General features: G+C 64.8%; 17 protein-coding genes. 8 read left to right on the forward strand and 9 right to left on the reverse strand.

Annotation, left to right across the window (positions count from 1 at the left end; all coding sequences use genetic code 11):
* Positions 1–30: 30 nt before the first annotated feature.
* On the forward strand, positions 31–1,119 hold the full coding sequence (locus PF049_00285; GenBank protein WBY16645.1) for a helix-turn-helix transcriptional regulator: 1,089 nt from the start codon (positions 31–33) through the stop codon (positions 1,117–1,119).
* An 11-nt stretch (positions 1,120–1,130) separates the two neighbouring features.
* On the opposite strand, the gene PF049_00290 is transcribed toward PF049_00285, so the two are convergent.
* A complete protein-coding gene (locus PF049_00290; GenBank protein WBY17937.1) occupies positions 1,131–1,352 on the reverse strand; it encodes a hypothetical protein in 222 nt (73 codons plus the stop codon).
* Between the two features lie 128 nt (positions 1,353–1,480).
* Positions 1,481–2,035: a helix-turn-helix domain-containing protein gene (locus PF049_00295; GenBank protein ID WBY16646.1), complete on the reverse strand. Its 555-nt coding sequence runs from the start codon at positions 2,033–2,035 to the stop codon at positions 1,481–1,483.
* 174 nt (positions 2,036–2,209) lie between these two features.
* On the opposite strand from PF049_00295, the gene PF049_00300 reads away from it, so the two are divergent.
* Positions 2,210–2,545 (forward strand): hypothetical protein, encoded by a 336-nt coding sequence (locus PF049_00300; GenBank protein WBY16647.1) that lies wholly within the window; start codon positions 2,210–2,212, stop codon positions 2,543–2,545.
* Positions 2,546–2,683: 138 nt separating this feature from the next.
* Here PF049_00300 and PF049_00305 read toward each other — a convergent pair whose 3' ends face one another.
* From PF049_00305 to galE, 3 genes are all read right to left on the reverse strand, one after another.
* Positions 2,684–3,334: an HAD family phosphatase gene (locus PF049_00305; protein ID WBY16648.1), complete on the reverse strand. Its 651-nt coding sequence runs from the start codon at positions 3,332–3,334 to the stop codon at positions 2,684–2,686.
* A gap of 143 nt (positions 3,335–3,477) precedes the next feature.
* Positions 3,478–3,603 carry a type B 50S ribosomal protein L36 gene (gene ykgO, locus PF049_00310; GenBank protein ID WBY16649.1) on the reverse strand — a complete coding sequence of 42 codons (126 nt, stop codon included), beginning with the start codon at positions 3,601–3,603 and terminating at the stop codon, positions 3,478–3,480.
* Positions 3,604–3,693: 90 nt separating this feature from the next.
* Positions 3,694–4,725: a UDP-glucose 4-epimerase GalE gene (galE, locus tag PF049_00315; GenBank protein WBY16650.1), complete on the reverse strand. Its 1,032-nt coding sequence runs from the start codon at positions 4,723–4,725 to the stop codon at positions 3,694–3,696.
* A 99-nt stretch (positions 4,726–4,824) separates the two neighbouring features.
* Between galE and PF049_00320 the strand changes: the two genes are divergently transcribed.
* The 3 genes from PF049_00320 (at position 4,825) to PF049_00330 (ending at position 7,110) form a co-directional block, all read left to right on the forward strand.
* Positions 4,825–5,436: a hypothetical protein gene (locus PF049_00320; GenBank protein ID WBY16651.1), complete on the forward strand. Its 612-nt coding sequence runs from the start codon at positions 4,825–4,827 to the stop codon at positions 5,434–5,436.
* On the forward strand, positions 5,436–6,569 hold the full coding sequence (locus PF049_00325; protein ID WBY16652.1) for a M14-type cytosolic carboxypeptidase: 1,134 nt from the start codon (positions 5,436–5,438) through the stop codon (positions 6,567–6,569). The genes PF049_00320 and PF049_00325 overlap by 1 nt, the downstream gene beginning before the upstream one ends.
* Before the next feature lie 259 nt (positions 6,570–6,828).
* Positions 6,829–7,110, forward strand: a complete 282-nt coding sequence (locus PF049_00330) for a hypothetical protein (GenBank protein WBY16653.1) — start codon at positions 6,829–6,831, stop codon at positions 7,108–7,110.
* A 3-nt stretch (positions 7,111–7,113) separates the two neighbouring features.
* On the opposite strand, the gene PF049_00335 is transcribed toward PF049_00330, so the two are convergent.
* The 3 genes from PF049_00335 to PF049_00345 are packed head-to-tail and all read right to left on the reverse strand — an operon-like array spanning position 7,114 to position 8,741.
* A complete protein-coding gene (locus PF049_00335; protein ID WBY16654.1) occupies positions 7,114–7,542 on the reverse strand; it encodes a cytidine deaminase in 429 nt (142 codons plus the stop codon).
* Positions 7,539–8,240: a glycoside hydrolase family 25 protein gene (locus PF049_00340; protein ID WBY16655.1), complete on the reverse strand. Its 702-nt coding sequence runs from the start codon at positions 8,238–8,240 to the stop codon at positions 7,539–7,541. The genes PF049_00335 and PF049_00340 overlap by 4 nt, the downstream gene beginning before the upstream one ends.
* Before the next feature lie 6 nt (positions 8,241–8,246).
* Positions 8,247–8,741 carry a UPF0262 family protein gene (locus PF049_00345; GenBank protein WBY16656.1) on the reverse strand — a complete coding sequence of 165 codons (495 nt, stop codon included), beginning with the start codon at positions 8,739–8,741 and terminating at the stop codon, positions 8,247–8,249.
* Between the two features lie 130 nt (positions 8,742–8,871).
* Between PF049_00345 and PF049_00350 the strand changes: the two genes are divergently transcribed.
* Positions 8,872–10,407: a replicative DNA helicase gene (locus PF049_00350; GenBank protein ID WBY16657.1), complete on the forward strand. Its 1,536-nt coding sequence runs from the start codon at positions 8,872–8,874 to the stop codon at positions 10,405–10,407.
* Positions 10,408–10,415: 8 nt separating this feature from the next.
* Here PF049_00350 and PF049_00355 read toward each other — a convergent pair whose 3' ends face one another.
* A complete protein-coding gene (locus PF049_00355) occupies positions 10,416–11,621 on the reverse strand; it encodes a phosphatidylserine/phosphatidylglycerophosphate/cardiolipin synthase family protein (protein WBY16658.1) in 1,206 nt (401 codons plus the stop codon).
* Between the two features lie 146 nt (positions 11,622–11,767).
* Between PF049_00355 and rpoZ the strand changes: the two genes are divergently transcribed.
* Complete coding sequence (gene rpoZ, locus PF049_00360) at positions 11,768–12,112, forward strand: DNA-directed RNA polymerase subunit omega (GenBank protein WBY16659.1); 345 nt, start codon at positions 11,768–11,770, stop codon at positions 12,110–12,112.
* A 123-nt stretch (positions 12,113–12,235) separates the two neighbouring features.
* Positions 12,236–12,970, forward strand: a complete 735-nt coding sequence (locus PF049_00365; protein ID WBY16660.1) for a ParA family protein — start codon at positions 12,236–12,238, stop codon at positions 12,968–12,970.
* The last annotated feature ends 2 nt before the right edge of the window (positions 12,971–12,972 follow it).

A 12,972-nucleotide genomic window follows, 5' to 3' on the forward strand; every position in this document is an offset into this window, starting at 1 on the left:
GGTACGAATTACGCCGACAGGGGGCGCGGAATGCCATTCGATCCGGCACTGACCGGCATCATCGACGACATTTACGAGGGATCGCTCGACGAAAATCGGTGGCGGTCTGCCATGCGCGGATTCCTGGGTGTGACCGGCGCACGCGCGGCGTTTCTCGCCATCGTCGACAATAACAGGCAGTCCGTCGTGGCAAGCACGGTGGTCGGTCCGGAGGAATCCCGCCTGGACGATGCCCTTTCCCTCTACCGCGAGGAACTGGTCGAACTCGACCCGGGCTTCAACATAGAGCGGCACGATGGCGGCCGCTTCCGGTTCGGCGACACCAGCAATCTCAACACGTCCGATCCGGACGCATGGCGCGCTTTCATCCGGCACGATTTCGGCAGTGGCGATTATCACAGCCTGATCAGTTCGACGAGCGGCAGCCTGAGCGTCTCTCTCGCGCTGCACACACACCCCGAACAGACCGCCATCACGCCCGAACAGGAACGCGTTCACGATATCGTCTTCAGCCATCTGAGCCGGGCAGCGCGCCTGCTGGTGAGCCGCCCGGAGCTGGCGCGGAGCGAGGAAGCGCTGATCCTGGTCGACGAGAACGCCCATGTCCTCGACGCAAGCCCGGGTGCGGAGGCGATCCTGTCTGCAGGCTGTGCGCTGGGCGTCGGCGAGGGCAAGCTGCGAGTCCAGCGCGGGGCGCAGGACGACGCGCTTAAACAGCACATACGCCGCGCCTGTCAGCCTTCCTCCGCCGAGGGCGCGGGTAGCTGGATGACATTGCCATCTTCCCGCAGGCTGACCCCCTGGCTGGTTTATTTCGAGCCTGTCCCCCTGCTGCCGCTGGGTAGCGAGCAGAAGGTCTTCGGATGCATGATCCGGCTGACAGGCGGCGCTCCGCGGTCGGGGCCGGAGGAATCAATGATTGCCGAGATATTCGGCCTGACCCGGCGGGAGGCAGAGGTTGCAGCGCGAATGGTCCGGTCGGCCGACGACCTGAAGACCATCGCAAGCGAGCTCGGCATGGCCTACGAAACGGCGCGCACCCATGCCCGGTCATTGATGGCAAAGATCGGTGTCGGAAACCGGATCGAACTGATTATGGAACTGTCGCGATATCGCTAGGGCGATTGCGGTCAGTCGGCGTAGCTGGAATTCTTCACCAGCTTGCGGTTTTCGTCCGGTGCTCCGTCCGTCCACCAGACAGGGCCGCGCTCGCCCAGCGCAACCTTCGCTTCCTGAACCTGCGCGCGCGCTTGCTTCAACTCGGCCGGATCGCCGGAGGACTTTGCCGCCTTCACGGCGCGCCGCGCATCCATCAACGCGTGGGTCCAGCGCTTCCGCTCGGCCTCAGGCAGGTCGGGATTGGTGGCCCTCCATAACCGCCCACGCACGATGATGTACCGGCCATCATGTGTGCGCTCAGGCTGATCGGATGCAGGCTGGGCGTCTCCGGCGGCGTCGTTATTGTCGCTCGCTTCCAAGGTTATTCGGCTGCAACGGTGGCCGGCTCGTCATCGGCGGTCCAGCCGCGCGTGCCGGGGGCAAGTTCGCCTTCGGCCCGGTCCCTGCCCGCCTCCGGCAGATCCTTGCGAGCGATCATGTTGAGGTCGCCCGGGCCCAGGATACGGCCATCATGCGCCAGAATGGCCACGGGGCCGACCGGCATGTGATCCTGGCCGTCCACCAGCACCGGGTCGGTATCGACGAAATCCTCGCCGTATTTCTGGCCCCATTGCCGCAGCGCCAGCATGGCCGGCAGCAGGTCGAACCCCCGCTCGGTCAACCGGTATTCGATGCGGCGGCGATCGTCGGGGCACGGTTCGCGGTCGAGGATACCGTGATCGACCAGGCGGCCAAGACGGTTCGACAGGATGTTCCGCGCGATGCCCAGTTCGCTCAGGAACTCCTCGAAATGGTGAAGCCCGTTGAAACTGGCCCGCAGGATCATGAAGCTCCAGCGCTCACCCATCGCCTCCAGCGCGTCGGGCAGGCCGCAGGCGCTCAATTCCTTCAGCGGCTCACGAACGTCTCCGGCCATAACAGGCGTGCCCTTTCATGCGGTTTTCCAGCCTTGTAACCGCAAAACCCCCGGTCTCAAAATTCAAACTGGGCTTCAGGTTGCAACTCGATACCTATCTGGGTAGGTGGCGATCCGTAACCGATCTTCCCTCGTTTCTCGTCGGTTGGAAAGAACTTCAAAGGACCCTCTCCCATGACCCTCTCCTTTTCCAAGGCCGGCGCGATCTCCGTCGCTGCCACCTTCACTGCCCTTACCCTCGGTTCGGCCCTGACGCCTGCCGCTGCAGACGCTCGCAACAGCGGTCCGCACTACCGTGCCGAACTGGTCCAGCCGACCGACAAGACCGTCGAGATCGTGCGCGGTACGCCGTGGCAGTGCAGCGGCACGGTTTGCGTCGCGCCCAAGGCCGGATCGCGCCCCGTCAATGTCTGCAAAGCCTTCGCCCGCAAAGTCGGCGAAGTGGCCAGCTTCACCGTGGCAGGTGAACCGCTCGCTGCCGACAAGATGGCGAAGTGCCAGGGCGACTGATCCGCCCAACGCATTTCGACAAGAGTTTCCCCCCGCCTGTCTTCTCCGTCAGGGTGGGTCGACTGAGCCACCGGTAGCAGGAACGCTGCCGGTGGCGTTTTCTTGGCTGCCGCATACGCAGACGCCGCTCAGACGCGTTCAGCGCGGCAATAGCCCCCTTGCGGCCAGATCGGTTTCCAGCGCTTCGGCGTCGTGGAAGTGATGCGTCTGCCAGCCTTCGGCCGCCGCACCGGCGATATTGTCGGCATTGTCGTCGATGAACAGCATGTCCTGCGGCGCGTGCCCGAATCTCTTGGCCGCGCGGCGGAAAATGGCCGGATCGGGTTTCACCAGCTTTTCCCGTCCCGACACCACGATATCGCGGAACAGGCCGAGCACCGGCTCCGTCGGGGCGAAGCGGTCCCAGAACTCGGCCCCGAAATTGGTGATCGCGAATAGCGGAACGCCCGCATCCGACAGGCGCTCTATCAGTTCCGCCGTGCCGGGCACGCGGCCCGGAATGGTCTCGTTGAAGCGGGTCGCATAGGCCTGGATCGCATCGGTATGGGCAGGGAACAGCGCGGCGCGCTCTGCCACCATCTCTTCGATCCGGCGCCCGGCATCGTGCTGGAAATGCCATGCCGGCGTGACCACGTGGGCCAGCACCCAGTCCCGCTCGGCGGGATCATGGACCACCTTCTCGATCAGGCAGCGAAGGTCCCACTGGACGATGACCCGGCCGACATCGAAGACGACCGCCTTCACCGATCCCGCTTTCTTCGCTTCGGTATCGGGTCCTTGCTTGGTCATGCTGCTCCTTCCCCAAACGCCAACGGCCCGCGTCCCGGCCCCCTGCCTCGCGTCGCTGGACGCTTAGGACAGAAGGGACGGGAAGCGGGCCGGTACCGCACTGTGCAGACGCGCCGGGGACAGCGTGCCCCCGAAGGCTGGAATCAGCCCTGGCGTGCCTTGAAGCGGCGGTTGGTCTTGTTGATCACGTAGGTACGGCCGCGGCGACGAATCACGCGGCAATCGCGATGGCGATTTTTCAGCGACTTGAGGCTGTTACGAACTTTCATTGGTTTTTCCCGAAAATAAAATCGGCACGGCAAATGGAGATGCAATGCCCGAAATTCAAGGCGCGCGCCTAAGCGGCGAATCGCACTTCGTCAAGAAGAAGCGTCCTGAATCTCGCCCAGCCTGCGTTCCCATTGCAGGGCGTGCGCCACGATCCGGTCGAGATCGTCATGCTGCGGCTGCCAGGGCAGCGTGCTGCGAATCAGGGCCGGATCGGAAACCAGCGCTGCCGGGTCCCCCGCCCGCCGAGGTTCCATTACCCGCTCTATCCGGCCGCCCGTCACCCGGTCCACCGCGTCCAGCACCTCGAGGACGGAAAAGCCGCGGCCATACCCGCAATTCATGGTGAGGGAGCGTCCGGGCTGCGCCTCCAGTGCCTCAAGCGCATGGACATGGGCCGCGGCAAGGTCGCTCACATGGATGTAATCCCGCACCCCGGTTCCGTCCGGCGTATCGTAATCCGTGCCATAGACGCCGACACTCTCCCTCTTGCCCAGAGCAGCTTCGACCGCGACCTTGATCAGATGGGTTGCGCCCTTCGTCGACTGGCCGGTGCGCCCTTCCGGATCGGCACCCGCAACGTTGAAATAGCGCAGCGCGCAATAGTTCATCGGGTGCGCCGCCACGACATCGGCCAGCATCCGCTCCGTAAACAGCTTCGACCAGCCATAGGGGTTGATCGGCTGTTGCGGCGTCCGCTCCGTCACCGGAGAGGTTTCGGGCACGCCATAGGTCGCGGCGGTCGAGCTGAAGATAAAATGCGGCACGCCGCCGCGAACCGCCGATGCCAGCAGGGCGCGGGTGCGACCGGTATTGTTGTCGTAATATTTTAGCGGATTTTCGACCGATTCCGGGACCACCACGCTGCCCGCAAAATGCATGATCGCGCCGACATCGTGCTCCGCCAGAATATGGGCGACCAGTTCGTCATCCGCGATGTCGCCTTCGAAGAAAGGCACGTCGTCCGGGACGGCGAAGCGGAAGCCCGTGACCAGATTGTCGATGACCGCGACCTTGCGGCCTGCATCGCGCAAAGCGAGCACTGCATGGCTGCCGATATAGCCGGCCCCGCCCGTCACCAGCACCGTCTTCCCGGAAGAGGCGGTGGTCGGCATATCGTTCATTGTTCTCGTCCTGCTGTTTTTGCGCCGCGCGGCAGGCACTCTCGGGCCGGTCTGCGCGTTGGGAGGGCAATAGCGCGCCAAGATGAAAGAATTGCAATCATGAAACCAGCCCGTTTTCCCAGCCTCGCCGCTGCCCTTGCAGCGCCCATTCTCCTGGGGGCGTGTACCACTGCATCCGCACCGGGCCCGGTCCAGGTGACCCGATTCGTCGCCGGGGACGCGGCGCTTGGCGGCACGACCCTGTTCGTCGAAAGCGCGCCGGGCAGCGAAGCGGACAGCCTCCAGCTTGCCCCCTACAAGGCCGTCGTTGCCGAGCAGCTGTCCCGCCTCGGCTACACCGAGCAGGGCCGCAGCGGCGCGCGGCGCGTGGCGCAGGTTTCGGTGGAACGGTTCGTGCGGACCGACACCGGACGCAGGTCGCCTGTCAGCGTCGGCGTGGGCGGCGGGACCGGTGGTTACGGGTCAGGCGTGGGTGTCGGCGTCGGCATCAATCTGGGCGGCGGCGCGCGCGACGAAGTGACCACGCGCATGGCTGTGATCCTGCGCGATGTGGCCAGCGGCGACGTTTTGTGGGAAGGGCGCGCCGAATTCGACGCACCGGAAGGGAGCGAGGCCGCAGGGGCCGCCGGCAACGCCGCGATTATCGCAGCCGCCCTGTTCCGCGACTTTCCCGGCGTCAGCGGCGAAACAATTCTGGTGGAGACCAATTGATGACCGACATCGGTATCGATACCCAGTTCGACAGCGGCAATATCGAGGTGCTGTCCATTTCCGGCGCCAGCGCCAGGCTGGCCCTGCACAAGGACAACCAGTCCGATTTCGCGCAGTGGTTCCATTTCCGCGTTCATGGCGCGGCCGACCGGGAACTGGAGCTGAAGATCACCGGTCTGGAAAACAGCGCCTATCCCGCCGGCTGGCCGGACTATGATGCCTGCGTCAGCGAAGACCGGGATTTCTGGGGCCGAGCGGCGTCGAGCTATGACAAGGACGAGGACGGCGGCACGCTGACCATCCGCTACACGCCCGGCACCGACATCGCCTGGTTCGCCTATTTCGCGCCCTACTCCATGGAACGCCATCACGACCTCGTCGCCGAAAGCGCCGCTTCGGAAGGCGTGGAGTATCGCCGCCTCGGCCAGACGCTGGACGGCCAGCCGCTCGATTGCCTGGAAATGGGAGACGGCGCGCGGCAGGTCTGGCTGTATGCGCGCCAGCACCCGGGCGAAAGCATGGCCGAATGGTGGATGGAAGGCGCACTGGAAGTCCTGTGCGATCCGACCGACACGGTCGGCCGTGCCCTGCGCAAACATTGCCGCCTGCATGTCGTGCCCAATTGCAATCCCGACGGCTCGCGCCGGGGCCACCTGCGCACCAATGCGGTCGGGACCAATCTCAACCGCGAATGGGCGGAACCGAGCGCCGAGGCATCGCCCGAAGTGCTCGCCATTCGTGCGGCGATGGACGAAAGCGGTGTCGACTTCGCCATGGATGTCCACGGCGACGAGGCGATTGCCGCCGTCTTCCTTGCCGGGTTCGAGGGTATCCCGTCCTGGACCGACGATCTTGGCGACAGGTTCTATCGCTACCAGTCCATTCTGGAGCGGCGCACGCCGGACTTCCAGACGGCGAAGGGGTATCCTAAATCCGCCCCGGGCACGGCAAACCTCGCCATCAGCACCAACCAGGTGGCGGAGCGATACAAGGCCTGCGCGATGACGCTGGAAATGCCTTTCAAGGATAATGCGGACTGGCCCTACGAGGCCCAGGGATGGAGCCCGGAACGCAGCAAGTTGCTGGCGCGTGACTGCCTGGCCGCCCTGCTGGAATGGATCGAAAGCGAATGAGTCCGAAGAAAGCCGGCACGTTCGCGCGCCGGGTTCACGGTCGCCGCGGTTTTTGCAGTCGTCGTCGCCATCCAGCTTGTCCGGCTTAATCCCTATCTGCCGTTCGCGCCGGAAAGGGCTGCCCTGTCGGATGACGACGACAATGGCTCGTGCTTCACCGCCCTGTCGCTCAATGTGAAGCAGGTGAACACGCAGCATTACCGGGTCGCCGCCCTGATCGAGCGGGAGGACCCCGATCTCCTGCTGTTGATGGAGACCAATGGCCGCTTACCGCGATCCGCGCGCGGGCCGCGGGACTTATCCGACATTTCCCGCCAGCATGGCCTTCATCGGCTGGCCGCTCGACCAGATCATGGTGAAGAACGCCCTGCGCGTGCAGTCCTTCGCCGTGCTCGAAGATGTCGGCGCGGACCACCTGCCGGTGAAGGGCCGTTTCTGCCTGCGTGACGGCGAAGGCGAGGTGCTGGAGAGTTTCGAACCGGCCCCTGACAGTCCCGTCGAGGGCTCGGAAAGCGCCACGACAGGCGGCACGACCGGCTAGAGGTCAGTCGAGACTGGCCGGACCGAAAGCGTGCGGGAGCAGCGCGCTCAGCCGGATGCGCCGTGTCTCGGTGTCGCCCACGCAGAGCACCAGCGGATCGGTTCCGCCAAGCTGTGCGAGTTCGTTCAGCACCTGCCGGCAACGCCCGCACGGGGTGATCGGCGCGCCCCCGCCCTTGTCCGCAGGGCCCGTGACCGCCACGATTTCCAGGCCTCCGCGCACGCCGTCTGCCATCGCCTTCGCGGCCGCCACCGTTTCCGCGCACAGAGCTAGGCCGTAGCTCGCATTCTCGATATTCGTGCCGGTCACGACCGACCCGTCGGCGAACCCCAGCGCGGAGCCGACGCTGTATTCGGAATAGGGGCTGTAGGACCGGGTCGCAGCATCCCGAGCCGCTGCAATCAGGGCATCTTCGCGCTGCGTGTCCGTCATGATCGCACCACCAGCCAGCGAAGCGGGGTTTCGGTTGCTTCCACGCGCAATTCCTCGTTTGCCGTCCAGATAAGCCATGGCCGCCCGCCATAGTCGGGCAGGAACCGTGTCCGGACGAGCCATAACTGGCGCTCTATCCGGCCGGCAATGCCGTATTCCGCCTCGAACTCCGGGGTGATTTTCAGGATCACCGGCTTGGCCTCGTGATTCTCGATCTGGTTGGCAAGCGTCATGAGCTCGCTTTCGACCGCGGCCTCGTTCACGCGCACGGCGCACTCGCCGGTCCCCCGGGTGAGGGCGATGACCGGCGGCAGCAGGTCGTTGTCGCGCGGGACCATGCGCGTGAAATTGGCGGATTGCCGGTCGGCAGGGCGGCACGGATCGAAGCGGTGGATCGCGCCCACCTGCAGCCCTGCCTCTCGCGCGCTGCGCAGATTGGCGACGAAGGCCGGATCCTGCGCCGTCTCTCCGTCGCTCGCATGGAGATAGGCGAATTTCGCCCCCAATGCCCGCAGGGTGCGGAAATTGACGGTCCCGTCGCGGGCGGAGATCTCGACGCCCTGGTCCGGATAGGCTCCCTCGTCCGGGCGCCAGTGGGCCGTGTCCCACCACAGCCATGCAGCGGCGATGCCTGCCATGACGGCCAGCGCCAATACGCCCTTCCAGAGCCAGCCGCCCCGGTTCCTCTTGCGCGCCATGTGCCGTCAGCCCCGGATGTGCAGGACGCAGATCAGGGTAAAGAGCCGCCGCGCGGTGGCGAAGTCGGTTTCGACCTTGCCTTCCAGCCGGTCGAGCAGCAGTTCGGACGCCGTATTGTGAACCCCCCGCCGGGCCATGTCGATCGTCTCGATCTCGGCCGGGGTCGCCTTGCGAATCGCCTGGTAATAGCTGTCGCAGATCGCGAAATACTCGCGGATCGGTCGGCGGAACCGCGCCAGCCCCAGGACGATCATCTCCAGCGCCTCGTCCTGTTCGCTGCGGATGTCCATGGCCAGCCGCCCGTCCTGCACCGACAGTTTCAGCCGGTAAGGCCCGTTCTTCCCTGCTTCGGAGGCACGGACAGGGCGAAACACGTTCTCCTCGATCAGGTCGTAGATCGCCACGCGCCGCTCCTGCTCGACATCGGCGTTGCGCCAGAGAATCGTCTCCTCGTCGAGTTCGACATGCGACAGGCGCCAGGTGGGAAGTGTTTGGGTCATGGTTTCGCCAGCCGCTTTCGCAGATAGGCGCGCCCCGCCGCAAGGGCCTTCGAACCATCCCCGATATCCACAGCACCGTGTTGCCGAAGTGCCCTTGCGCCTACCCGCCCGCGCGGCCAAACCGCTGGCCATGGCAGACCAAGACCTCATGATCCGATCCGATGCGCCGACTCCCGCCGATAGTGGCGCGAAAGAGGGCGAATCGGGCCGCAGCCTGCCATCGAATATCGAGGCCGAGGCCGCGTTCCTCGGTGCTGTGCTGATCGACAACCGGGTGATCGAGGATTTGCAGACGCCCATCGGCCCGCAGCACTTCTACGCCCCGATCCATGCCCGCATCTACGAACGCGTACTGTCGCTGATCGACCGGAACGCGACGGCCAGCCCGGTGACGCTCAAACCCTATTTCGAAGGGGACGGGGCATTGTCGGAACTGGGCGGGACGACCTATCTCGCCCAGTTGACGGCGGACGGCCAGGGCCTGCTCGCCCCGCGCGACCTGGCCGACCAGATCTACGACCTTGCCCTGCTGCGCGAACTGGTGACGGTGGGCCGCGATCTCGTCGAAGGCGCGCTGGACACCAGCGAGACGGTCGAGCCGATGCGCCAGATCGAGGAGGCGGAGGCCTCGCTCTTCGCAGTGGCGGAAGGGGCGGCGACCGGGAACGAGGCGTCGACCTTCCGCTCCGCAGCCCTGACCGCGCTCAAACTGGCCGAAACCGCCATGAATTCCGGCGGCGGCGTGTCGGGCAAGACGTCCGGCCTCGCATCGCTCGACGACAAGACGGCCGGCCTGCACGATTCCGACCTCATCATCCTTGCCGGACGCCCCGGCATGGGCAAGACCTCGCTCGCCACCAATATCGCCTTCAATTGCGCCGAAGAACACCTGAAGTTCATGCAGGACGGCGGCGATGTGAACCAGGGCGCGCCGGTCGCCTTCTTCAGCCTGGAAATGAGCGCCGACCAGCTTGCCACGCGTATCCTGGCCGAACAGGCGGAAATCTCGTCCGAGGCGCTGCGTTCGGGTACGATGAAGCGGGAAGAGTTCCAGAAGCTCGCCCATGCAAGCCAGCGGCTCGCGGAACTGCCGCTCTATATCGACGATACGCCCGCCCTGTCCGTCTCCGGCCTGCGGACCCGCGCGCGGCGGCTGAAGCGCAAGCACGATATCGGGCTGATCGTGGTCGATTACCTGCAGCTGATGCAGGGATCCAAGCGCAGCCAGGACAGCCGCGTCAACGAAATCTCGGAAATCAGTCGCGGGCTGAAGACCCTGGCGAAGGAGCTGGCCGTGCCGGTCATCGCACTGTCCCAGCTGAGCCGTGCGGTGGAACAGCGCGAGGACAAGCGCCCGATGTTGTCCGACCTTCGCGAATCCGGCTCGATCGAGCAGGACGCCGACATGGTCTGGTTCATCTTCCGCGGCGACTATTACCACGAGGCGCTGCGCCCGGACATGCCGAACGAGAATTCCAGCCCCGACATCGCGGAAAAATACGCGATCTGGGAAGAACGCTACCTGGAACTGAAAAACCGCGCGACCTTGATCGTGGCCAAGCAGCGTCATGGTTCGACCGGCAACGTCCCGCTGCACTTCCAGCCCGAGATCACGAAGTTCTCGTCCCCGAACATGAAGGATTACAGCGATTACGGCTACGAATAGCGCGCTGGCTATAGCCCGAGATTTAGCCGCCGGCTGACCGTGTAATCCATCACCCCGACCAGGAACCAGCTGAAATTCCAGCGGATCCTGTTCCACAGCGTGTTGCGCCTGCGATGCACCTGCGGGGTCACGTCGAGCGAGGCCGGCAGGTGGCTGGCGATGAATTCGCGCATCCGGTCGGCAAAGGCCGCGTCCTCAACCCGAAGGACGATCTCGAGATTGATATACAGGCTGCGCATGTCGAAATTGGCGCTGCCTAGGTAAACGGCATCGTCCAGCACCAGCAGCTTCGTATGCATCTTGCAGGCGTCGAATTCGTAGACGTCCGCACCCTTGTGCAGCAGGTAATCGTAAAGCGAGCGCGAGGCGCCGATGGTGGCGGCATTGTCGGACTTGCCCGCCATCACAAGGTTGGCCTGCCCCTGCTGCGCAATCTTGCCGATCTTCCTCAGCAGCCGTTTCGGCGGGGAGAAATAGGCCATCATCAGGTCGAGGCGGCGGCCATTCTCCAGGTCGCGGCCGACCGTGCGCGCCCAGCTCGACAGCTTGCGCGTCGGGCCGCCCATCAGCCATCGGACCGCCCCCGCACCCGCATCCCACTCGCGCACGGCGTGGCGGACATGCTTCCATTCCACCCCGTCGGAATCGGTCCATTCCAGCAGGTTGTCGTACCAATCGACCAGCGGCGAGACTGCCCGCCCCTCCAGCCATACGGCAAGGTCGTTCCAGCCATTGTCTGTCGGCGGCGCGAAATAGTCGTCGGCGATATTGAAACCGCCGACGATCGCGCGCTCATCGTCGGCCAGCGCGATCTTCTGGTGGTTGCGTATGAGGTATCGCAGCGATGCGCGTGACGAGAAAACGCGGAAATCCCCGCCGGCCGCAGTGAAATCGCGGAAGAACCTCGCATCGGCTTCCGCCCCGAAACCGTCCACGATCAGCGTGACCTTGACCCCGCGTGTCGCCGCCTCGGTCAGCGCGGTGCGCATGCGCCTGCCCACATCGTCCTTCGCGAAGATATAAAAGCAGAGTTTGAGCGAGTGCTTCGCCCCCTCGACCAACGCCAACAGGGCCTCCAGACGTTCCCCGCCCCGCGGATAGAGCCACAGATCCAGCCCGTCGACCGAGGCGGAAAAGCTGGGCGGATCGGAATATTCCTCCGGTGGAACCGGCGGTGCCGCGCCTGTGGTGTCTTGCGGAAGGACATCGGTCATCCCGGCATCCCTACGGCGGCGGCCCCGCCCCGACAAGATAGCCGCCCTGCGCCGTCCGAGGAGCGCGATTTCCTTGACTCTACGGCCCCCGGGGCGTATCCGGCGTCAACCCCGAAATTCCAATACCTGTTTGCGAGGGCACCTGCATGGCGCGCGTTACCGTCGAAGATTGTGTCGACAAGATCCCCAACCGTTTCGATCTCGTCCTGCTTGCAGCTCAGCGCGCACGCGACATTTCCGGCGGTGCAGAGCTGACCCTGGAACGCGACCGGGACAAGAATCCCGTCGTCGCCCTGCGCGAAATCGCGGAACAGAACATCAAGCCGAAAGAACTGAAGGAATCGGTCGTCACCAACCTGCAGAAGATCCTGCCGGACGACGACGACGACATCGATGAAATCGGTTCTCTCAGCCAGTCGGCAGAGGCACTGCGGATCACCGCTTCCGCCCCGACCCGCTCGACCTCGATCGGGGCCGATTACGAAGGCTGAGGCCTTGTCCTTTGAACGATACAAAAGGCCGTCCCTTAACGGGGCGGCCTTTTTTTGTGCCTCGGCACGGCGCGGGCCCATGTCCACACGGGTCTTTCACTTTCAAGGGAGAGCGAGGCACCGATGGCAGTCGTAGCGGTCTACAGCGTCAAGGGCGGCGTCGGGAAGACGACGATGGCGGCCAACCTCGCCTGGTGCTCGGCCGAGATCTCCTGCCGCAGCACCCTGCTGTGGGACCTGGACGCATCGGGCGGGGCCAGTTTCCTGCTCGGCGTCGAACCGCGGAAGAAAAAAGTCGCGACCAGCGTGTTCGCGCTGGAGCGGGACCCGGAAAAGCTGATCCGGACAACGGGTTATCGCAGGCTGGATGTCCTGCCGGCGGACGAGACGATCCGCGCGCTGGAAAACCAGTTCATGGATATCGGCAAGCGCAAACGGCTGGCCAAGATCGCCGCCCAGTTGGGCAAGGATTACGAGCGGATTATCTTCGACTGTCCGCCGGTCCTCAACGAAACCAGCGCGCAGGTCGTGCGCGCCGCCGACCTCATCATCGTGCCGCTGCCGCCATCGCCGCTTTCGACGCGCGCATTCGACCGCGTGGTGGAAGAGGTGAAGGCGAACACGTCGCGCCATCCCCCGATCCTGCCCGTGCTGTCCATGCTGGACTTGCGGCGCACGCTCCATCGCTCGGCACGGGAAGAAAACCCCGACTGGCCCAGCATTCCGCAGGCGAGCGCGGCCGAACAATGTGCAGTGCGCCAGCAACCGGTCGGCGCCTTTGCCCCGCGCAGCCCCGCCGCTCGGTCGTTCCAGCACCTGTGGACGGCCATAGAGCGCAAGCTGGCGAAGCGGAAATAGGC

The sequence above is a fragment of the Erythrobacteraceae bacterium WH01K genome, from assembly GCA_027941995.1.
Taxonomy (GTDB): domain Bacteria; phylum Pseudomonadota; class Alphaproteobacteria; order Sphingomonadales; family Sphingomonadaceae; genus CAJXSN01.